This is a genomic window from Micromonospora lupini str. Lupac 08, assembly GCF_000297395.2.
GTDB classification, from domain to species: Bacteria; Actinomycetota; Actinomycetes; order Mycobacteriales; family Micromonosporaceae; genus Micromonospora; species Micromonospora lupini.
This window is the reverse complement of record NZ_HF570108.1, coordinates 294,822-314,812: the sequence shown is the minus strand read 5'-3', so window position 1 is coordinate 314,812 and position 19,991 is coordinate 294,822. Positions and strand designations below refer to the sequence as shown.

The window sequence follows — 19,991 nt, the reverse complement described above, 5'->3', positions numbered from 1 at the left end:
GCGACTTCAAGGAAGGCGAGTGGATCAACCCACATCTCCCGGGCGTGGCGGGCGGTTGAGTGGGTAGCCGGGCAGCCGGCGGACGGGGGCGACGATGGGCGTGGAACGGGTTCCGGCGGGGTTCACCGAGCAACGGGCGCGGGTCGGCCAGATCAGCATGAACTACGTCCGGGGCGGCAGTGGCCCGCCCCTGGTGCTGCTGCACGGCTACCCGCAGTGCTGGTACATGTGGCGGAACCTGCTGCCCGAGCTGGGACGCTCCTTCGACGTGGTCGCACCCGACCTGCGCGGCTTCGGGAACAGCGACGCCCCGGCCGGCGGATACGACAAGAAGACAGTCGCCGCCGACCTGCACGGCCTGCTCGACCAACTCGGCCTGGTCGGTGACCTCCGGCTGGTCGGGCACGACCTGGGAACCATGGTGGCGTACGCGTACGCCGCCGCCCATCCCCAGCGGGTGAGCCGACTGGTGCTCAGCGAGGCGCCGATCCCCGACGAGAGCATCTACACCTTCCCCGCGCTCACCCAGGCCGGACCCGGCGTGTGGAACTTCGGCTTCTTCTCCCTCGGCAACGGGCTCCCGGAGGACCTGGTCAGTGGGCGGGAGTCACTCTGGGTGGACCGGTTCACCGACGCGCTGATGGTGCGCAAGGGCAGCATCGCCGCGCCCGACATCGAGGAGTTCGCCAGCCACCTGCGCGACCCGGCGCACCTGCGGGCCAGCTTCGCTCACTTCCGGGCGTTCGAGCAGGACGTCGCCGACAACGCCGAGCACCTGTCGACGAAGCTGACGATGCCGGTGCTGGCCGTCGGCGCGGCGGCCAGCCTCGGCGGGCAGGTCGCCGAACAGGCTCGCCGCTACGCCGACACCGTCCGCGGCGAGGTGATCGAGGACTGCGGGCACTGGCTGTACGAGGAGCGCCCGGACGAGATGCTCGCCCTGCTGCGCGACTTCCTTCAGGCGGCCTGACCTGCACCACTCGGATCAGGCGGCGGCGTTCAGGCGCGGGCGGTGCGGCCTGATCGTCGGCCATCCCCGGTCAGGCGGGGGCGTCCAGGCGCGGGCGGTGCCACCTGCCCCTCGGCCATCCCGATCAGGCCGCAGACGTCCAGGCGCGGGCGGTGCCGCCTGCCCCGCGGCCATCCCCGGTCAGGCGGCGGGCGTCCAGGCGTGAGCGGCGAGTGGCGGGTCGAGCGGGGCGCGGGTGAGTCGGTTGGCGAAGGTCGACATCGTGTACGCCCCGACGCCGAGCACCACGTCCAGCGCGTGCCGGGGCTGGTAGCCGGCGGCCAGGAAGTCGTCCAGCTCGCCGTCGGGCACCGCGCCCCGGTGCGCCAGGACGGCAAGCGTGAACCGGCGCAGCGCCTCCAGTCGTGGTTCGGGCAGCTCGGTGGCGGAACGCAGCGCGGCGATCAGCTCGTCGGACGCGCCGAGTCGGGTGAGCGTGCCGGTGTGCAGGGCGACGCAGACGTGGCACTCGTAGGTCGTGGCGACGGCGAGGACGACCACTTCCCGCTCCAGGGGTGCGAGATCGGTCTGCTCGAACCCGGCGTTTGCGGTGAAGAAGCCGGCGAGCAGTTGTGGTGACTCGGCCATCAGCGCCACCGGGGTCGGCAGCCAGCCGAACCGGCCCCGCACCCCCTCGATGGTCCGACGGGCGGCGGCGGGTGCGGTTTCGGCGGTGTGCTCGGTGAAGACGGACACGGTTACCTGCTTTCGGCAGCGTCGATCGGGAGGGCCGGTGCCGCATCCCGTACGATAGTCAACGTGGTTGACGAAATAGTAAACGTGGTTGTCGAACATGGCAACCGCTGATCCCGCGCGCCCCGGATTCCACCTGCCGCTGCTGCTGCTGGCCGGCTTCCGGACGCTCATCGACGACCTGCACGCCGAGCTGGCCCGCCAGGGGCACCCTGAACTGCGACCGCTGCACGGCTTCGTGCTCCAGGCCGTCGGCGTGGACGGCACCACCGCCACCGAGCTGGGTCAACGGCTGGGCATCTCCAAGCAGGCCGCCGGCAAGACGGTCGACCGGCTGGTCGCCGTCGGCTATCTGGAACGGGTCGACGACCCCTCCGACGCCCGCCGCCGGCTGGTCCGGGTGACCCCGCGCGGCGTCGACGGCCTACGCCGCTCGGCCGAGGTCTTCGACCGGCTGCGCGCACAGTGGGCCGACACCCTCGGCCCGGACCGGGTCGACGCGCTGGAGGACGACCTGCGCACCATGGCCGCCGCCAACTGGTTCCGCCTCGACGTGCCGGGCTGGTTCGGCGGCTGACCGCGACCGCCGCACCGGCTGCCGCGCTGGCGACTGCCCGACAGGCACCGCCGCACCGACCGCCGCGCCGGCGACTGTCCGACAAGCACGGCCGCATCGGCACCGACCGGCTCGGGCCGTCCGCCCGGGGTGACATTCGCCTGGCGTCGAGTCATGAATCAAATCGACGCCGTTCGCCGAGGTGGCAGCTGTCGGGCGACCCGACCCACGTGCGGTTTCGCCTGCTGCTGCCCGCCTCAGCGGAGGGTCAGTGGGTGCGGGCCAGCTCGACGAAGGCCCGCCACGCGGCCGGGGTGAAGGTCAGCAGGCCGCCGTCACGGTCCTTGGAATCGCGGACGTGCACCCGGCCGGGCAGGTTGTCGGCGACCTCGACGCATGCCCCGGCGTCGTTGCCGCTCCGGGTGGACTTGTGCCAGCGGGCTCCGGTCAGATCCATGGCTTCACGATCTCCTCGAGCAGGTCGATGGACTGCTGCCGGGGCAGCGCGTCACTGCGCAGACTCTCCCACCTTCCAAGCAGGGTCGCCACCTCGTTGATGTCGTCCACGGCGGTGCCGCCGGTCTGGTTGTCGAGGAAGCCGAGCCAACTGCCGTCGGCGGTGCGGCCGAGGATGAACGGCCCGAAGAGGCCGGCGTGCAGCCCCACCCCCTGCGGCAGCACGTGCACCCGGATGTGTGGACGGCGGGCGCACGCCACCAGGTGTCGGAGCTGCGCCGCCAGTACCCCGGCGCAGCTCTCCGCGAAGCGCTGCAACGCGGCCTCGTCGATCACGGCGGTGAGCTGCGGCGGGTGCTCCCGGTCAAGGATCGCCTGCCGTTCGAGCCGGGCCGCCACCAACTCCTCGACCCGATCGGCGGTCAACCCCAGGTCGAGCCGGAACACCGTGCGGGCGTAGTCGGCGGTCTGCAACAGCCCCGGGATCATCGTCGCTCCGAAGCAGCGCAACTGGGTGGCCACCCGTTCGACCTCCAGCCAGGGGCGGAACCAGACCGGCTCGCCGTCGCGCCGGCCCAGCTCCCGCAGCGAGACCAGCAGGCCACCGGTGCCGAGGACCTCGTCGGCCCGGGTCAGGTACGCCTCGTTGGGCGCCGCCTGCCCCAACTCGACCGCCGACACCATCGACGGCGAGTAGTGCGCCCGCTTGCCGTACTCCTCCTGGGTCAGCCCGGCCGCGAGCCGCGACCGCCGACGCTGCTCCCGGATGAGTGCCGCCGTGGACACCACTGTGGTCATCACGCCCGCCTTCCGCCGCCGATTGTCGAGGTCTCGCAACCCACCTGCCGCACCGTAGCGAGCAGCGAACGCTCTGTCATCAGAGGGCGCGGATATCGGGGTAACGCGAGCTACAGCCAGCCCCATCGCTCGCTTTCGCTGGCCGTCACAGAAAGATCCACTCGCGTTCCTTGAAATCGGGGCCTCCGGCTCGCAGGACACCGCGCCTTCACGGAACTCGAGTGGATCAAACGCCGGCCGTGGCCCGGTCAAGCCTGGCGGACACATGTCACCGGTCGTGGCGCGACGGTGGGACGCGGGGGCAGGGTGGATCCATGTCGGACGCGTACGTCGTCGGCGACCCGGACGGGTTGTCGCCTCTGCTGGTCGCGCTGCGCGACGCCATCGCCCGGGAACTGCACGCGCAGGTGGCGCTGCGCGGCGAGCGGATCGAGCTGGCCGACCTGCCGGAGGTGTCCTACCAGGTCACCGTCCAGGTCGAGCGGGCGCTGCGCGCGTGGCGGCCCGAGCGTCAGTCCCCTTCAGACACGCCTTGCGGCGGCGATCACGGCCCCGTCGACTGATCGAGAACTGTCACAGGCGATCTCTAGGATCAGGGGTGCCGGTCGGGTCGCGGGTGAGCAGCCCCGGCTTCTTCCGACCGGTTCACCCCTCACCAAGGAGATCGATGAGATCTGTGCACGTTACGCGTGGCAGGCTCCTGCGCGGCCTGACCGCGCTGGTCGTGGCCACCGCGGCGGTCGGTGCAACGGCCGGCCCGGCTGCGGCGGAAGGCGACCCCGGCTGGGTCAGCGGCTGGCTCGGCGACGTCACGGTCGGCGGCCCGGGCGCTCCCGGTCGCACGGTGCCGCTCAACCTGAGCAGCACCGGGGCCACCGAGCCTCGGGTGACGATCGACCTGGCCGGCCTGACCGGCGTCGCAACGGCGAGTTTCCCCGACTGGTGTGTCACCGGGGGCACCTCGGTCACCTGCCCGATGCCACCGACCGCCGTCGACGAGAACGGCACGCTCACCGGCGTCGTGCCGGTGGTGTTCCGGGCCGCGCCCGGTGCCGCCGACGGTGCCAGCGGCACCCTCGACTACACGGCGTCCGGCGAGCAGACCGAGGCGTACGCCCAGCAGGCGACGATCACCGTGCGCTCCGGTCCCGGGCTGCTCGACATGGTCGACGAGAACGTCAGCGGCGTCGAGGTGGGCGACACGCGCCAGGTTCCGGTGGCAGTGGTCAACGCCGGTGACCAGCCGGCCGTCGACCTGCGGCTCACCATGCGCTTCGCGGTGGGCCTGGTCCCCGCGAGCTACCGCAACTGCCGGTACGGCACCGACCAGGTGCTCGCCACAGTGGTCGTCTGCACCGTGCGCGGCACGTTCGCGCCGGGCCAGCGGCACGAGCTGCGTGGCGGACTCGCCACCACTGTCGGCCCGGCCACCCTCGGCGGCAAGCGGATCACGCAGATCGTGGAGCCGCTGGCCGACGCCGGTCCCCTCCCGAGCGGTGTGCGGCTCCGGCACCGCGAGGCCGATCAGGCGCTGCGGCTGCGGCCGGTCGGAAAGCCGCTCGGCGTGATTCCGGTCGGGGTGGACGGCGCTGGCGGGCAGACCTACCTGCACGACGTCCGGGGTGCCTTCGACGTCGTCGCCCAGGGCGCCACCGTCACCGGTGCCGTCGGCGACACCGTCCACGTCACCGTGGGCCTCCGCAACGAGGGGCCGGGCGTGCCGGACGGCACGAACTCCGGCGACACGGTCGGTGCGTTCCTGTTCACCCCGCCCACCGGGGTCACCGTGCTGGCCAACCCGCTGGGCTGCGGTCGGACCGGCGGTGAGGACGGTGAGCCACTTACGCGTACCTGGCACTGCACCGGACGGGGTGCCGTGTTCCCTGCCGGGACCAGCAACACTGTCACGTTCGATCTGCGGATCGACAGCCTCGCCGGAGCGGCCGGAGAGGTCCAGCCGAGCGGCCGCTACCCCCGCGTGGACGACAACCCGGGCAACGACATCGCCCCGGTCACGGTGAGCTGACCGAGCCACCACGACGAATCGGGCCCACCACGAATCGGGCCGGCCACGGACAACTCCGTGGCCGGCCCGTTCTCACGTTGGTCGGGTCAGCTCAGCCCGCCGTACGAGTGCAGGCCGGTGAAGAAGATGTTCACGCCGAACAGGTTCATCAGCATGGTGAGGAAGCCGAGCACCGCGAGCCAGGTGGCCACGTTGCGCTTGACGCTTGGCGTGGCACGGGCGTGCAGGTAGCCGGCGTAGACCACCCAGGAGATGAACGCCCAGGTCTCCTTCGGGTCCCAGCCCCACGGCCGACCCCAGGCCGCCTCGGCCCAGATCGCGCCGGCGATGACCGCGAACGTGAAGACCGGGAAGGCGAACGCGTGCAGCGCGAAGGTCAACCGCTCCAGGCCGACCGCGCCGGGCAGCCGCTTCGCCAGGGTGTACGGGAAGCTCCGCTTGCCCTGCTCGTAGCCGTTGCGCATCAGGAAGCCGACCGCCGGCACCGCGCCGACCAGGAAGATGCCGGACGCGAAGACGATCGTCGAGACGTGGATGACGAACCAGTACGAGTTCAGGGCCGGCACCAGCGGCACGATCGGCACGTACAGGACCAGCTCGGCGGTGGCCACCAGCAGCACCATGACCAGGGTGAGGAACAGCCCGAGCTTGCGCAGCATAGGCCGCTTCCAGAGCACCACGAGCCAGGCCGTCACCCCGATGAACGTCACCGTGAGCACGAACTCGTACATGTTGCCCCAGGGCATCCGGTCCGCCGCGAGACCGCGGGTGACAAGCGCCGCGAGGTGCAGTACGGCGGCGAGCGCGGTCGCACCCACCGCGACCAGGCCGGCGATCCGGGCCCGACGCGCCGAGGCATCGGGCGAGGGCGGGACGTACGCGGGCGGCTCCGGGATGACGCCGCCACCGGCGCCGACCCCCGCACCCACCAGCTCGCGGGCGGGCGACGCCACGGCGACCCGGGTACGCGCGTTGCCCAGCGCGTACTCGACGGCGTGGCTGATCATCGCGATCAGGTACGTCAGGATCGCGAAGGTCACCAGATTGTCGGAGAGCGCGGACATCACTCGGTCCCTTCTCGCACACCGGCCCGGTCGCTGGAGTCAGCGTCGGTGCCGGCCCGCTCGGCAGCCCGGTCGGCACCGCTCACAGCGGTGACGAGCTGGGCGAACTCGTCGGCGAACCCTGGATAGTCGGTGCGCGGCAACCCACCGGCCTCCATCAAGCTACTACCGCCCGTCGGAGATCCGTTCCCGGGGTCGGTCGACGCCACCCGGAAGAACACCCGGCGACGCCTACCGAACAGCGAGCCCATCAGCCCGACCAGCAGGGTGCCGCAGCTCAGCAGCAGCGGCATCGAGCCGGGGTCGTGCCGGATGGAGAGCGTGACGTACCGCTCGGTGCCCAGGAACTGGACGGTGCTGCCGTCGTCGAGCGTCCAGGTCTCGCCCTTGCGGAGCAGCTTGCTGCCGATCTCCTTGACCTTGCCGTTGCGGACCTGCCGCTGGTCGAGCTGGTAGACCGAGCCGGGGATGCCGGCGTCCAGGCCCAGGTTGCCCCGGTAGGCGACCAGGTTCAGCACAGGGTTGCGCTCGGTCGGGTACTCCGAGCGGACGAACGGGCCCTGCTGCGGGGCCGTGGGCAGGTAGATGCCGCTGAACGCCACCTGCTGGTCCGGTGCCCGCCTGCCGGTGGCCGGGTCGACGTTGGCGTCCGGGAACTGGGCCACTCCCTCGCCGGTCAGCCCCCTGTCACCGGTGGCCAGGAACGGCTCGTCACTGACCTGGCTGTTGCCGAACCGGTCGGTGTAGCGGATCACCGGGGCGTACCCGTGGCCGAGCAGGTGGACACTCGCGTCGGCGAGGCGCAGCGGCGAGTTCACCGAGAAGTCCGCGCTGCGGGTCGGCTCGTCCGGGCCGTCGACTGTCACCCGGGCGTTGAAGGACTCCGGCTGGCCGGACGGCAGGAACCGGGCCTGGAAGTCGTCCAGCCGCAGGCAGAAGCGGGGCAGGTCGGCGCTGTCGACGCGGGGGCCGAGCTTGGCCTCGGCGTACTGCTGGCGGGTGTTGCAGAACGCGTTGTCCGCGCCGGCCACGAGCAGCCGGTTGCCGCTCCAGCCGTACCACGAGCCGAGCGCGACACCGATCAGCACCGCGATCAGCGAGGTGTGGAACAGCAGGTTGCCGGTCTCCTTGAGGTAGCCCTTCTCGGCGGAGACCTCGTCGCCGCGGACCTCGACCCGCCAGCGTCGCTTGCGCAGCACATCGGCGACGGCGGCCACGCCACCGGCCGGGGCGGGCAGGACGGCGTGCTGCGGCAGTCGCGCCAACTGCTTGGGCGCGACAGGTGGCCGGGAGCGCAGCGACCGGACGTGGTCGCGCAGCCGGGGCGTGATGCAGCCGATGAGCGACGTGAACAGCAGCAGGTAGATCGCGGAGAACCAGACCGAGCCGAAGACCTCGAACGCGCCGATCCGGTCCAGTCGGGGTGCCCAGTCCGGGTGGTCGGTGAAGTACTTGTTGACCTTCTCCGGGCTGATCCCGCGCTGCGGCAGCACCGAACCGGGGATCGCGGCGACGGCCAGCAGGAAGAGCAGGATCAGCGCCGTACGCATGCTGGTGAGCTGCCGCCACGAGTTGCGCAGCAGGGCCAGCAGCCGGTTGGGCCGGCGTCGCGGCGCCGGGGCCACGGTCTCCGGTCGGTCGTCGACGACAGTCATCAGATGCTCACCTCGCCCACCCCGACGGTGGTCTGCAACCAGATCACGAAGCTCTGCCATCCGCCGGTGACCAGCGCGAGGCCGACCAGGATGAGCAGGGCGCCGCCGACCCGGGTGACCCAGCGGCTGTTGCGCCGGATGGCGCGGAAGACCCCGAGCAGGCGCTCGAAGCCCAGCCCGAAGACGACGAACGGTATCCCCAGACCGAGGCAGTACGCCACGGCGAGCACCACCGCGCGGTCGCTCTGACCGCTGGTGGCGGCCATGCCCATCACCGCGCCGAGCGTCGGGCCGGTGCACGGCACCCAACTGAGCGCGAAGACCGCGCCGAACACGGGTGCGCCGAGCAGGCCGGCCGACGGCAGCCGGGAGATGCGGAACTCGCGTTGCAGCGCCGGGATCATGCCGAGGTAGCCCAGGCCGAGCACGATGATCAACACGCCGACGCCGATCTGAAGTTCGCGCTTGTAGTCGAAGAAGACCCGACCGATGCTGGCGAACAGGATCGCGGTGGCGACGAAGACCACTGTGAAGCCGGCGATGAAGAGCAGGGTGCCGGCGAGCACCCGGCCCTTGAGCGCGACGGTCCCGGCGCGCTCGCGCAGAGCGACGCCCCCGCCGCCCTCGCTGGCCGGTGTGGGATCAGCCGCCGGCCGCCGACCCTCCAGGTCCGCGCCGGCCAGACCGGTGACGTACGACAGGTAGCCGGGAACGAGTGGGAGCACGCACGGGGAGAGGAAGCTGACGAGCCCGGCGAGCGCCGCCGCGCCGATGGCGAGCACCAGCGGCCCGCTGCGGGCCAGCTCCTCGAAGGTCTCACCCATCAGTTCGGCGCCGGTTTCTCGCCCGCGATCCGTTCGACGATGGGCTTCAGCTCGTCCTGCGTCACGGCGCGACGGATCACCACGGCGATCCGGCCGTCACGGTCGAGGACCACTGTCGCCGGCGTGGTGTTGGGCGGGATGTCGAAGTTCAGCGCCTGGCGGCTGGACGGGTCGAAGATGCTCGGGTAGGTGGCCCGCCCCTGCTCGAAGGCGATCGCCTTGTCCCTGCTGTCCTGCACGTTGACCCCCAGGAAGGTCACCCCGGACGCCTTGGTGGCCTGGTAGGTGGCTTCCAGGTCGTCGGCCTCCGCCCGGCAGGGGGCACACCAGGAACCCCAGAAGTTGACGACCACGACCTGCCCGCGTGCCTGCGAGACGTCGTACTGGCCGCCGGTGAGGAGTTCACCTGTCACCTTCGGGGTCTTCGACCGCTCGTCCGGCGCACAGGTGATCGTGAGGCCGTCGCTGGTGCAGCTCTTCTCCTCGCTGCCCCCGGAGGAGCAGCCGGCCAGCGCCACCGCGGCGACGGTGGCGAGCAGACCCGCGGTCCACCTCCGGGTGGTCATCAGGCCCCCTTGGCCGTCCGGGCTGTCGCGGAGAGGGCGATGAGGTGCGCGGCCGGCTCGCTGTAGCCGATGCCCGCAACCTTCGCGCCGTCGAAGTGGAACGAGGTGAGGCTCGCCAGCCCGCACTGCCGCTTGCGCGGGTCGTGCCAGAGCCGCTTGCGCTCCACGTGGCGACGCAGCGTCCAGATCGGGAGCTGGTGCGACACCAGCACCGCCTCGCGCCCCTCGGCGGCGACGCGGGCGGCGTGCACGGCGGCGAACATCCGCTCGGCGATCACCCGGTACGCCTCACCCCAGGACGGCGTCACCGGGTCGCGCAGCACCCACCAGTTGCGCGGGTCGCGGAAGGACCCGTCACCCGGGGACACCTTCTTGCCCTCGAACCAGTTGGCGCTCTCGATCAGCCGCTCGTCCACCCCGACCGGCAGCCCGAACTGGGCGGCGATCGGCTCGGCGGTCTGCTGGGCGCGCTCCAGCGGGCTGGCCACCACGTGCACGATCTCCCGATCGGCGAGACCCTCCGCGGCGGCCTTGGCCATCTGCACGCCCAGCTCGGACAGGCGGAAACCGGGCAGCCGCCCGTAGAGGATCTGGTCGGGGTTGTGCACCTCGCCGTGCCGAAGCACGTGGACCACCGTCTTGCTCAAGGCTGCGCTCCCTCTGTTCCCGACTGCGGGGCTCGCAAGAGCGGCTCACTCCTCGCGCTCACGCTACCCACCGTGACCCGCCGCTGCCGCCGCGTTCGCCGCCGTGGGCAGCGCTGCGGCGATGTGCTCCAGAGCGGCGTCGTCGATCGCCGCCGACACGAACCACGACTCGAACGCGCTCGGCGGCAGGTAGACGCCGGCCGCGAGCATCGCGTGGAAGAACGCCTTGAACGCCGGCACCTGCTGGGTGCGCGCGCTGTCGTAGTCGACGACGTCGGCGTCGGTGAAGAAGATCGAGAACATGCTGCCCGCGTACGACAGTCGGTGCGGGACCCCGGCGGCGGCCAGCGCGTCGGACGCCAGCTTGCCCACGACGTCGGCCGTGTCGTCGAGCTTGCGGTACAGCACGTCGTCGGCCAGCCGCAGGGTGGCCAGGCCGGCGGCGCAGGCAAGCGGGTTACCGGAGAGCGTGCCGGCCTGGTAGACCGGGCCGGCCGGCGCGAGACGCGCCATGATGTCCGCGCGCCCGCCGAAGGCCGCGGCGGGCAGGCCACCACCCATGACCTTGCCGTACGTCCACAGGTCGGCATCGGAGGCGTCGAGGCCGTGCCACCCGGCGCGGGAGACCCGGAACCCGGTCATCACCTCGTCCACCACGAGCAGCGCGCCGTGCGCGTGCGCGATCCGGGCGAGCTGCTGGTTGAACCCGTCGCGGGGCGCCACCACGCCCATGTTGCCGGCGGCGGCCTCGGTGATCACCGCGGCGATGTGCGGGCCCTCGGCGGCGAACGCCTCCTCGACGGCCCGGATGTCGTTGTACGGAAGGACTATCGTCTCGCTTGCCGCCGCGCCGGTCACGCCGGGTGAGTCGGGCAGGCCCAGGGTGGCCACGCCGGACCCGGCGGAGGCGAGCAGCGCGTCGACGTGCCCGTGGTAGCAGCCGGCGAACTTGACGATCTTGGAGCGGCCGGTGAAACCGCGCGCCAGCCGGATCGCCGACATGGTGGCCTCGGTGCCGGAGTTGACCAGGCGTACCTGCTCCATCGGGGTCCGGTCGACCAGCTCGGCGGCCAGCTCCACCTCGCCCGGGGTGGGCGTGCCGAAGCTGGTGCCCTTGGCGGCGGCGGCCTGGACGGCCTCCACCACCTCGGGGTGGGCGTGCCCGAGGATCAGCGGCCCCCACGAGCAGACCAGGTCGACATAGCGGCGACCGTCGGCGTCGTACAGCCACGGGCCCTCGCCACGGACCATGAATCGCGGGGTGCCGCCGACCGCCTGGAAGGCGCGCACGGGGGAGTTCACCCCGCCCGGCACGATGGCGCGGGCGCGGTCGAACAGGGCCTCGGAGGCCGGCGCGTCGGCCGGGTAACGGCCTCTTCCGGCGGAAACGATGTCGGTCACGATGCCGCCATTGTGTCAGCGCCGGGCGGTCAACCGGCAGCCACCCCGGGCCGGGGTTACCAGGCTCACCCGCCGCCGGTGCCTGCGACCAGCCCGCATGCGGGTGGGGCGGCGGCTCGCGGCCTCGACAGGCCGGGTCGGCGGGATCGCGCTAGGCTGACCGGGTGGATCGTGCCGAACTGTCCATCACGCTACACCGGACGGGCGACGAAGCAGTGCTGCGCCTGGCCGGTGAGATCGACATGCTCACGGCCGCCCAGCTCAGCACCGTGGTCAACGAGGTGCTGGCCGACCCGCCTCCGCGGATCGTGCTCGACCTCGGCGGCGTCACCTTCTGCGACTCGCAGGGCCTGGGCACGCTCGTGGTGCTCAGCCGCAAGGCCAGTCACGCGCAGAGCCTGCTGATGCTCACCCACGTGGGCGACTTCCTGATCCGCGTCCTGGACATCACCGGCCTGCGCAGCGCCCTGATGATCCGCAACGACCAACCCACCGGCTGACCCCGCCCCCGCCCTCCCCCACCTCCCCCCACCCCCCTGCTCTCTCGGGGTTGATCATGAGGTTGACGGGTCGTTTGGGCACCAGATCGCCCGTCAACCTCATGATCAACGCGGTGAGAGCGGGGGTCAGGGGGTGGGGATGTTTCGGGTGTGGAAGGTGCGCAGGGCCAGCGCTAGCAGGGCCGCTGCGATCACCGTCAGGGCTGCCAGCGGGGTTGCTGTCCAGTTGTCGCCGAGGACCTGTGGGGTGTGCGTGAACGGGGACAGGTCCAGCGCCCACTGGCTCAGCTTCAGCACCGCGCCGATCTGACCGAGCAGCAGGCAGCCGGCGAGCACCGCCCACGCCGCCGAGGAGAACCGGGGCAGCCAGCCCACCAGCAGCGCCGCGAGCCCGGCGAGCACCCACGCCGCCGGCACCTGGGCCAGCCCGGCGCCGAGCAGTCGGGGCAGCTCACCGCCGACGTCGCCCACGCTGAGGCCGTACGCCAGCCCGGTCGTCAGGCCGGCCACGGCAAGCACCACCACCGGGCCGAGCAGCGCGAAGAGCAGGTGCGCCGCCAGCCAGCGGGTCCGGCTCACCGCCGTGGCGAGCAGCGGTTCGGCCCGCCCGGCGGTCTCCTCCGCCCGCGCCCGCAGCGCGGCCTGGATGCCGTACCCGGCGGCGGCCAACGCGGTCAGGCTCAACGTGCCACCGAGGTACGCCTCGGCGAGCGCCGACGTGCCACCCAGCCGGGCCATGATCTCGGCGATCTGCTCGTTGCCCTGCACCGCTTCGCCGGCCGCGTCCGCCGCGCCGCCCAGCACCAGACCGAGCAGCCCGAAGCCGACGGTCCAGCCGAGCAGTTGGCCGCGGTGCAGCCGCCAGGCCAGGCCGAACGGACCGGCCAGCCCCGGACCGGCGGTGGCCGGACCGAGCCGCGGCGGCAGCACCCCCGCGCCGAGGTCCCGGCGCACCGAGACGGGGTACGCGACGAGCGCGACCACCGCGGCGAACAGCACCGGCAGCAGCAGCACCCACGGACGCTCACCGGCGAAGGCCCGCCCCCGGGGCGCCCAGCCCAGCGGCGAGAGCCAGCTCAGCCACTCGGCCTTTCCACCCGTGCCGCCGGATCCTCCGGCGTCGCCCGCCAGCCGCAGCACGAAGGCCAACCCGAGCACACCCAGGCCGATGCCGCGCGCGCCGCCGGCGCCCTCGGTGAGCTGCGCGGCCAGGCCGCCGACCGTGGCGAAGGCGACGCCGGTGAGCGCCAACCCGGCGCCGAAGAGCAGCGAACCCGCGCCGGGCAGACCCGCGGCGACCAGACCGCCGGCGATGAGCAGGCCGAGCAGCACATTCGCGGCGTACGTCACCAGCAGCGCCGCCGTCAGACCGGCGTACCGGCCGAGGACAGTCGCGCCGAGCAACTCCCGCCGGCCGGCCTCCTCCTCGGTGCGGGTGTGTCGTACGACAGTCAGCACGCTGACCAGCGCGGCGATCAGCACCAGCAGACCGGCCCGCTGGACGGTGAGCGCGCCGACGCTGTCGCCGAACACCGGCCCGAGCAGCGCGACGATCGACGGGTTGCTCGCCGTGCTGTCCAGGTACGCGGCCCGCTCGGCGGCGGTCGGGTACAGCCCGGCGTACGTGCCGGCGTAGCTGGCCGGCAGCACGGCCAGCAGGAGGACCCAGATCGGCAGCACGACCCGGTCCCGCCGCAGGATCAGCCGCATCAGGTGCCGGGTGCCGGTGAACGCGGTCATGACCGCACCTGCTCGGCCTGGTAGTGCCGCAGGAACAGCTCCTCAAGCGTCGGAGGCTGGCTGACCAGGCTCCGTACGCCGATCTCGGTGAGCCGACGAAGCGCGACGTCCAGCGCGACGTCCTCCACGTCGAAGCGCACCCGCTGCCCGTCCACCCGCAGGTCGTGTACGCCGGTGAGCTGCCCCAGCCCGTCCGCCGGGCCGGTCAGCTCGGCCTCGATCGAGGTGCGGCGCAGATGCCGCAGCTCGCTCAGGGTGCCGGTCTCCACGTCCCGCCCGTTGCGGATGATCGTCACCCGGTCACAGAGCGCCTCCACCTCGGCCAGGATGTGGCTGGAGAGCAGCACGGTGCGGCCATCGTCCTTGGCCCGGCGCACCCAGTGCTGGAACACCTCCTCCATCAGCGGGTCCAGGCCGGAGGTCGGCTCGTCCAGGATGAGCAGTTCGACGTCCGACGCGAGGGCGGCCACCAGGCCGACCTTCTGCCTGTTGCCCTTGGAGTACGCCCGACCCTTCTTACGGGGGTCCAGCTCGAAGGAGTCGAGCAGCTCGGCTCGGCGGGCCGGGTCGAGGCCGCCGCGCATCCGGCCGAGCAGGTCGATGACCTCGCCGCCGGAGAGGTTGGGCCAGAGCGTGACGTCGCCCGGCACGTACGCCAGCCGGCGGTGCAGGGCGACCGCGTCGTGCCACGGGTCACCGCCGAGCAGGCGGACGTCCCCCGCGTCCGTCCGCAGCAGGCCGAGCAGCGCCCGGATCGTCGTCGACTTGCCGGCGCCGTTCGGGCCGAGGAAGCCGTGCACCTCGCCGGCGCGGACGGTCAGGTCCAGGCCGTCCAGTGCCCGGGTCCGGCCGAAGGTCTTGACCAGGCCGGACACCGCAATCGGAGTTTCCATATCTCGGAAGCTACACTCGTTTCACAAAGTTGTGAAGACAGTGAGATCTGGGCAGCATCGAGGCTCACACCGACACGCGGGAGGGGACCACCATGGCAACCGGCGACGGCCACGACCCGGTGCACCTCTTCGTCGAACGGATGGCCCTGACCTTTGCCGAGGTCGGTTTCCCCCGGATGGCCGCCCGGGTGTTGTTCACCGTGATGAGCGCCGACGACCCGCTGACGGCCGCCGAGATCGGCGAGCGGCTCGGGGTCAGCGCGGCGGCGGTCAGCGGCGCGGTCCGCTACCTGACCCAGTTCGGCATGCTGATCCGCGAGCCGGTCCCCCGGTCCCGCCGCGATCGCTACCGGATGCCGGACAACCCCTGGTACGAGGGGACCATCACCAAGACCGCGATCTACAAGACGTTCATCGACGCGGCCGAGGGCGGTGTGGTCGCCCTGAACGGTCCGGAGACCCCGGCCGGCGAACGGGTGGCCGAGATGCGCGACTTCTTCATCTTCGTGCAGGAGGAAATCGACTCGCTCGGTGAGCGCTGGCGGATCCGCCGGGCCCAGACCGGCCACCTGCGCCCCGGCGACGCCTGACCGGTCCGGTCAGGCGGAGCTGCCCCAGCGGGCCTGCTCGAGCAGCTCCACCGCACGGTCCCGCGACCCCTGGTCGTCGGAGCGGAGCAGGGTCGTCGCCTCGTCGACCGCGTCGGTAAGCCGCCGCCACTGCGTGTCGCGCTCCCGAACCAGATCCGACTGGGCGGCCAACTGCCGGGTCTTCACCCACAGCTCGACGAAGACCGACACCTTGGCCCGCAGCACCCACGGGTCGAACGGCTTGGTCAGGTAGTCCACCGCACCCACCTGGTAACCCCGGAGCGCGAGCTGGGCGTCCCGGTCGGCGGCGGTGAGGAAGATGATCGGCACGTGCCGGGTCCGCTCCCGGCGCTTGATGTGGCTGGCCGTCTCGAAGCCGTCCATGTCCGGCATCTGCGCGTCCAGCAGGATCACCGCGAAGTCGTCCACAAGCAGCTGCTTGAGCGCCGCCTCGCCGCTCTCCACGGCCACCGACTGAACCGGCAGACCCTGGAGGATCGCCTCCAGGGCCATCAGATTCTCCCGGCGATCGTCCACGAGCAGCGCCTTGGCCATCTGGGTCACGAAGTCTCCTCGGTCCGGCCGCCGCTGATCCAGGACGACATCAGCTCGATCAGGTCGTCCAGGTCGACCGGCTTGGTGATGTAGTCGCTTCCCCCGGCCGCGAGCGCGGACTCGCGGTCACCCGGCATCGCCTTCGCGGTCAGGAAGACGACCGGAAGGTCGGCGAACCGGTGGTTACGGCGGATCTGGCGGGTCGTCTCGTATCCGTCCTGGTCCGGCATCATGGCGTCCATCAGCACGATGTCCACCTCCGGGTGCTCGGCCAGCAGGCGGACGCCGTCCGCCCCGTTGTCCGAGTACAGCACGGTCATGCCGTGCAGCTCCAACGCGCTGGTCAGAGCGAAGACGTTGCGGACGTCGTCGTCCACGATCAGCACGGTGGCGCCGTCCAACTGACGGGTGACCGGCGCCTCCGGCCGCGCCGGCAGCAGCTCCAGCGGCGGCATCAGCAGCGACGACGGCAGGCCGGCACGCTGCGGCGACGGCGACTGGGGCGCGACCACCGCGTCCGGCGCCAGCACCTGCGGCACGAACAACGTGAACGTCGAACCCTGCCCGGGCGCCGACGACACCGTGATGGTGCCCCCGATCAGGCGGGCCAGATCGCGGCTGATCGACAGCCCCAGGCCGGTGCCGCCGTAGCGGCGGCTGGTCGTGCCGTCCGCCTGCTGGAACGCCTCGAAGATGATCGACAACTTGTCGTCGGAGATGCCGATGCCGGTGTCGATCACCGTGAACGCGATCACCTGCTGGGCGTTGGTGAGCGCCGGCACGTCGAACACCGCGTTCTCCGCCGCCGGGGCGATCCGCAACGTCACCGCGCCGTTGTCGGTGAACTTCACCGCGTTGGAGAGCAGGTTGCGCAGGATCTGCTGCAACCGCTGCGCGTCGGTGACCAACGCCGGCGGCAGATCCTTGCTCACGCGTACCTGGAAGTCGAGGTTCTTCTCCTCGGCCTGCGGGGCGAAGGCCTGCTCGACGTAGCCGCGGATCTCCGTGAACCGGATCTCGGTCGGCTCGACATCCATCCGGCCGGCCTCGATCTTGGACAGGTCCAGGATGTCGTCGATGAGCGAGAGCAGGTCCGAGCCGGCACTGTGGATGGTTCGCGCGAACTCGATCTGCTTCGGGTTGAGGTTCTGCTCCGAGTTCTCCGCCAGCAGCCGGGCCAGCAACAGCAGCGAGTTCAGCGGCGTACGCAGCTCGTGGCTCATGTTGGCCAGGAACTCGGACTTGTACGCCGAGGCCCGCGTGAGCTGCTGCGCCTTCTCCTCCAGGCCGAGCCGGGCCAGCTCGATCTCCCGGTTCTTGGTCTCGATGTTGCCCTTCTGCTCGGAGAGCAGGGTGGCCTTCTCCTCCAGCTCGGCGTTGGTGCGCTGCAACTCCGCCGACTGCTCCTGCAACTCGTGCGCGAGTCGCTGCGACTGGGCCAGCAGCTCCTCCGTACGCCTGTTGGCCTGGATGGTGTTGACCGCGATACCGATGGTGAGCACCAGCCGCTCCAGGAACGACAGGTGCAGCTCGGAGAAGGCGGCCACGCTTGCGAACTCGATCACCCCGAGCAACTCCCCCTCGAACAGCACGGGGAGCACCACCAGGTCGGACGGGGGTGTCTCGGCCAGGCCGGAGCGCAGCGTGAGACGGCTGTTCGGGGAGGCGCTGACCCGGATCGTCCGGCGCGAGAGGGCGGTCTGCCCGACCAACCCCTCACCCGGTCCGAAGGTGACGTCGTGCCCGCGCGCCACGTACCCGTACGACGAGGTCAACCGCAGCCGCATGCTGCCGTCGGCGTCGTCGGCCAGGAAGAAGGCGCCGAGCTGGGCGTCGACGAGCGGGGTCACCTCCGTCATGATCATGCGGCAGACCTCGCCCAGGTCCCGCTGGCCCTGCAACAGGCCACCGATGCGGGCCAGGTTGGAGTCCAGCCAGCCCTGCTCGGCGTTCTTCTTGGTCGTCTCCCGCAGGGTGACGATCATCTGGTTGATGTTGTCCTTCAGCTCGGCGACCTCGCCCTGCGCCTTGACCGCGATCCGCTGGGTCAGGTCACCGCGGGTCACCGACGTGGACACCTGCGCGATGGCCCGCAACTGGGTGGTGAGCGTCGAGGCGAGCTGGTTGACGTTCTCGGTGAGGTCCCGCCAGGTGCCGGAGACGCCCTTGACCTGCGCCTGACCCCCGAGCTTGCCCTCGATACCGACCTCGCGGGCCACCCGGGTCACCTCGTCGGCAAACGACGAGAGCTGGTCCACCATCGTGTTGACAGTCGACTTCAACTCCAGGATCTCGCCCTGCGCGTCGACGGTGATCTTCTGGCTCAGGTCGCCCTTCGCCACGGCGGTGGTCACCGAGGCGATGTTGCGGACCTGGCTGGTCAGGTTGGACGCCATCGAGTTCACGTTGTCGGTCAGGTCCCGCCACGTACCGGAGACGCCCTTGACCTGCGCCTGACCGCCCAGCTTGCCCTCGGTGCCCACCTCGCGGGCCACCCGGGTCACCTCGTCGGCAAACGACGAGAGCTGGTCCACCATCGTGTTGACAGTCGACTTCAGCTCCAGGATCTCGCCCCGCGCATCCACCGTGATCTTCTGCGACAGGTCGCCCTTCGCCACCGCCGTGGAGACCTGGGAGATGTTGCGGACCTGGCTGGTCAGGTTGCCGGCCAACTGGTTGACGTTCTCGGTGAGGTCCCGCCAGGTGCCGGAGACCCCGCGTACCTGCGCCTGACCGCCCAACTTGCCCTCGATGCCCACCTCACGGGCCACCCGCGTCACCTCGTCGGCGAACGACGACAACTGGTCCACCATCGTGTTGACGGTGTCCTTCAGCTCCAGGATCTCGCCCTGCGCCGCCACGGTGATCTTCTGCGAGAGGTCACCGCGCGCGACCGCGGTGGAGACCTGGGCGATGTTGCGGACCTGGGCCGTCAGGTTCGACGCCATCGAGTTGACGCTGTCGGTCAGGTCCTTCCAGGTGCCTGCCACGTTCGGCACCTCGGCCTGGCCGCCGAGCTTGCCCTCGGTGCCCACCTCGCGGGCCACCCGGGTCACCTGCTCGGCGAAGAGCCGCAGCGTGTCGGTGAGGTAGTTCATCGTCGCGGCCAACTCGGCGACCTCACCGCGCGCGCCGACCGTGATCTTCTGCGACAGGTCGCCCTTGGCCACCGCCGTCGCCACCTGCGAGATCGACCGCACCTGGCCGGTCAGGTTCGACGCCATGGTGTTCACCGAGTCGGTGAGGTCCTTCCAGGTGCCGGCGACGCCCCGGACGTCGGCCTGGCCGCCCAGCTTGCCCTCGGTGCCCACCTCGCGGGCCACCCGGGTCACCTCGTTGGAGAACGACGACAGCTGGTCGACCATCGTGTTCACGGTGCGCCCGATGCGCAGGTACTCACCGCGCAGCGGCCGACCGTCGATCTCCAGCGCCATGTGCTGGGACAGGTCGCCGTCGGCGACCGCCACGATGACCCGGGCGATCTCCGTGGTGGGCCGGCCCAGGTCGTCGATGAGCGAGTTGATCGCCCGCTGCCCCTCCGCCCAGGAGCCGTCCAGCCCCTCGTCGTCGAGACGCTCGGTGAGCCGGCCGTCCCGACCGACGATCCGGCTGATCCGCCGCAGGTCGAGGTGCTGCCGCTCCTGGAGCGAGACCATCTCGTTGAAGGCGTCCGCCACCTCACCGACAGCGCCGGCACGGCGGGGAAGTCGAACCTTCAGGTCGCCGCGACCGATCCGTCGCAGCGCCTCGGTCAACTCACTGAGGAGCGCCTCGTGGTCGGGCGCGGACGGATCCGCGACCGACTGCTTCGCCGTGGTCATCATTCCTCGCTCAACTCGGGGGCGCCGTGCCCGTACGGACACACCGGCACCCCATATTGTGCCCGCGCGCGCCGTAGTGCCAGGGTGCGCGACCCGCCGGCCGACCCTGGCGGCCTCCACGATCCCCCCGGCGACACCCAACCCGGCACAGACCTCGCCGAGTGGCGCTGATCACCGGGGAATCTCGTGGCCGCCGC

The 19,991-nt window shown here is 71.3% G+C and carries 19 protein-coding genes; 6 read left to right on the top strand and 13 right to left on the bottom strand.

Going from position 1 to position 19,991, the window contains the following annotated elements:
- Window positions 1-94 precede the first annotated feature (94 nt).
- Window positions 95-970 carry an alpha/beta fold hydrolase gene (locus tag MILUP08_RS02680; RefSeq protein ID WP_007454509.1) on the top strand — a complete coding sequence of 292 codons (876 nt, stop codon included), beginning with the start codon at window positions 95-97 and terminating at the stop codon, window positions 968-970.
- 180 nt (window positions 971-1,150) lie between these two features.
- Here MILUP08_RS02680 and MILUP08_RS02675 read toward each other — a convergent pair whose 3' ends face one another.
- Window positions 1,151-1,705 carry a carboxymuconolactone decarboxylase family protein gene (locus tag MILUP08_RS02675; protein ID WP_007454508.1) on the bottom strand — a complete coding sequence of 185 codons (555 nt, stop codon included), beginning with the start codon at window positions 1,703-1,705 and terminating at the stop codon, window positions 1,151-1,153.
- A gap of 97 nt (window positions 1,706-1,802) precedes the next feature.
- Between MILUP08_RS02675 and MILUP08_RS02670 the strand changes: the two genes are divergently transcribed.
- A complete protein-coding gene (locus tag MILUP08_RS02670) occupies window positions 1,803-2,279 on the top strand; it encodes a MarR family winged helix-turn-helix transcriptional regulator (RefSeq protein WP_007454507.1) in 477 nt (158 codons plus the stop codon).
- 247 nt (window positions 2,280-2,526) lie between these two features.
- On the opposite strand, the gene MILUP08_RS02665 is transcribed toward MILUP08_RS02670, so the two are convergent.
- Together MILUP08_RS02665 and MILUP08_RS02660 are read right to left on the bottom strand one after the other, a co-directional pair.
- A complete protein-coding gene (locus tag MILUP08_RS02665) occupies window positions 2,527-2,709 on the bottom strand; it encodes a DUF397 domain-containing protein (RefSeq protein WP_030334025.1) in 183 nt (60 codons plus the stop codon).
- Window positions 2,706-3,512 (bottom strand): helix-turn-helix domain-containing protein, encoded by an 807-nt coding sequence (locus MILUP08_RS02660; RefSeq protein WP_007454505.1) that lies wholly within the window; start codon window positions 3,510-3,512, stop codon window positions 2,706-2,708. The genes MILUP08_RS02665 and MILUP08_RS02660 overlap by 4 nt, the downstream gene beginning before the upstream one ends.
- 314 nt (window positions 3,513-3,826) lie before the next feature.
- On the opposite strand from MILUP08_RS02660, the gene MILUP08_RS02655 reads away from it, so the two are divergent.
- The gene (locus MILUP08_RS02655) at window positions 3,827-4,075 is read left to right on the top strand and encodes a hypothetical protein (RefSeq protein WP_007454504.1); all 249 of its coding nucleotides are present in this window, start codon (window positions 3,827-3,829) and stop codon (window positions 4,073-4,075) included.
- A 104-nt stretch (window positions 4,076-4,179) separates the two neighbouring features.
- A complete protein-coding gene (locus tag MILUP08_RS02650) occupies window positions 4,180-5,538 on the top strand; it encodes a hypothetical protein (RefSeq protein ID WP_007454503.1) in 1,359 nt (452 codons plus the stop codon).
- An 86-nt stretch (window positions 5,539-5,624) separates the two neighbouring features.
- On the opposite strand, the gene ccsB is transcribed toward MILUP08_RS02650, so the two are convergent.
- From ccsB to hemL, 6 genes are all read right to left on the bottom strand, one after another.
- Entirely contained in the window at window positions 5,625-6,602 is a 978-nt protein-coding gene (gene ccsB, locus MILUP08_RS02645; protein WP_007454502.1) for a c-type cytochrome biogenesis protein CcsB, read from the bottom strand.
- Window positions 6,602-8,257 (bottom strand): cytochrome c biogenesis protein ResB, encoded by a 1,656-nt coding sequence (gene resB, locus MILUP08_RS02640; RefSeq protein ID WP_007454500.1) that lies wholly within the window; start codon window positions 8,255-8,257, stop codon window positions 6,602-6,604. The genes ccsB and resB overlap by 1 nt, the downstream gene beginning before the upstream one ends.
- On the bottom strand, window positions 8,257-9,081 hold the full coding sequence (locus tag MILUP08_RS02635) for a cytochrome c biogenesis CcdA family protein (RefSeq protein WP_007454499.1): 825 nt from the start codon (window positions 9,079-9,081) through the stop codon (window positions 8,257-8,259). Before MILUP08_RS02635 ends, resB begins: the two co-directional genes overlap by 1 nt.
- Window positions 9,081-9,647 carry a TlpA family protein disulfide reductase gene (locus tag MILUP08_RS02630; protein ID WP_007454498.1) on the bottom strand — a complete coding sequence of 189 codons (567 nt, stop codon included), beginning with the start codon at window positions 9,645-9,647 and terminating at the stop codon, window positions 9,081-9,083. Before MILUP08_RS02630 ends, MILUP08_RS02635 begins: the two co-directional genes overlap by 1 nt.
- Window positions 9,647-10,294 carry a histidine phosphatase family protein gene (locus MILUP08_RS02625; protein WP_007454496.1) on the bottom strand — a complete coding sequence of 216 codons (648 nt, stop codon included), beginning with the start codon at window positions 10,292-10,294 and terminating at the stop codon, window positions 9,647-9,649. The genes MILUP08_RS02630 and MILUP08_RS02625 overlap by 1 nt, the downstream gene beginning before the upstream one ends.
- Before the next feature lie 63 nt (window positions 10,295-10,357).
- On the bottom strand, window positions 10,358-11,695 hold the full coding sequence (hemL, locus tag MILUP08_RS02620) for a glutamate-1-semialdehyde 2,1-aminomutase (protein WP_007454494.1): 1,338 nt from the start codon (window positions 11,693-11,695) through the stop codon (window positions 10,358-10,360).
- 164 nt (window positions 11,696-11,859) lie between these two features.
- Between hemL and MILUP08_RS02615 the strand changes: the two genes are divergently transcribed.
- Window positions 11,860-12,195: an STAS domain-containing protein gene (locus MILUP08_RS02615; protein WP_007454492.1), complete on the top strand. Its 336-nt coding sequence runs from the start codon at window positions 11,860-11,862 to the stop codon at window positions 12,193-12,195.
- Window positions 12,196-12,321: 126 nt separating this feature from the next.
- Here MILUP08_RS02615 and MILUP08_RS02610 read toward each other — a convergent pair whose 3' ends face one another.
- Both MILUP08_RS02610 and MILUP08_RS02605 read right to left on the bottom strand, forming a co-directional pair.
- The gene (locus MILUP08_RS02610) at window positions 12,322-13,935 is read right to left on the bottom strand and encodes an ABC transporter permease (RefSeq protein WP_007454491.1); all 1,614 of its coding nucleotides are present in this window, start codon (window positions 13,933-13,935) and stop codon (window positions 12,322-12,324) included.
- Window positions 13,932-14,828 (bottom strand): ABC transporter ATP-binding protein, encoded by an 897-nt coding sequence (locus tag MILUP08_RS02605; RefSeq protein ID WP_007454489.1) that lies wholly within the window; start codon window positions 14,826-14,828, stop codon window positions 13,932-13,934. Before MILUP08_RS02605 ends, MILUP08_RS02610 begins: the two co-directional genes overlap by 4 nt.
- 92 nt (window positions 14,829-14,920) lie before the next feature.
- Between MILUP08_RS02605 and MILUP08_RS02600 the strand changes: the two genes are divergently transcribed.
- Complete coding sequence (locus MILUP08_RS02600) at window positions 14,921-15,418, top strand: GbsR/MarR family transcriptional regulator (protein WP_007454487.1); 498 nt, start codon at window positions 14,921-14,923, stop codon at window positions 15,416-15,418.
- A 9-nt stretch (window positions 15,419-15,427) separates the two neighbouring features.
- Here the strand turns inward: MILUP08_RS02600 and MILUP08_RS02595 are convergent, their stop codons facing one another.
- Complete coding sequence (locus MILUP08_RS02595) at window positions 15,428-15,982, bottom strand: response regulator (RefSeq protein WP_007454486.1); 555 nt, start codon at window positions 15,980-15,982, stop codon at window positions 15,428-15,430.
- Window positions 15,979-19,794, bottom strand: coding sequence for a HAMP domain-containing protein (locus MILUP08_RS02590; protein ID WP_007454484.1), 3,816 nt, complete (start codon window positions 19,792-19,794; stop codon window positions 15,979-15,981). Before MILUP08_RS02590 ends, MILUP08_RS02595 begins: the two co-directional genes overlap by 4 nt.
- Between the last annotated feature and the right edge of the window lie 197 nt (window positions 19,795-19,991).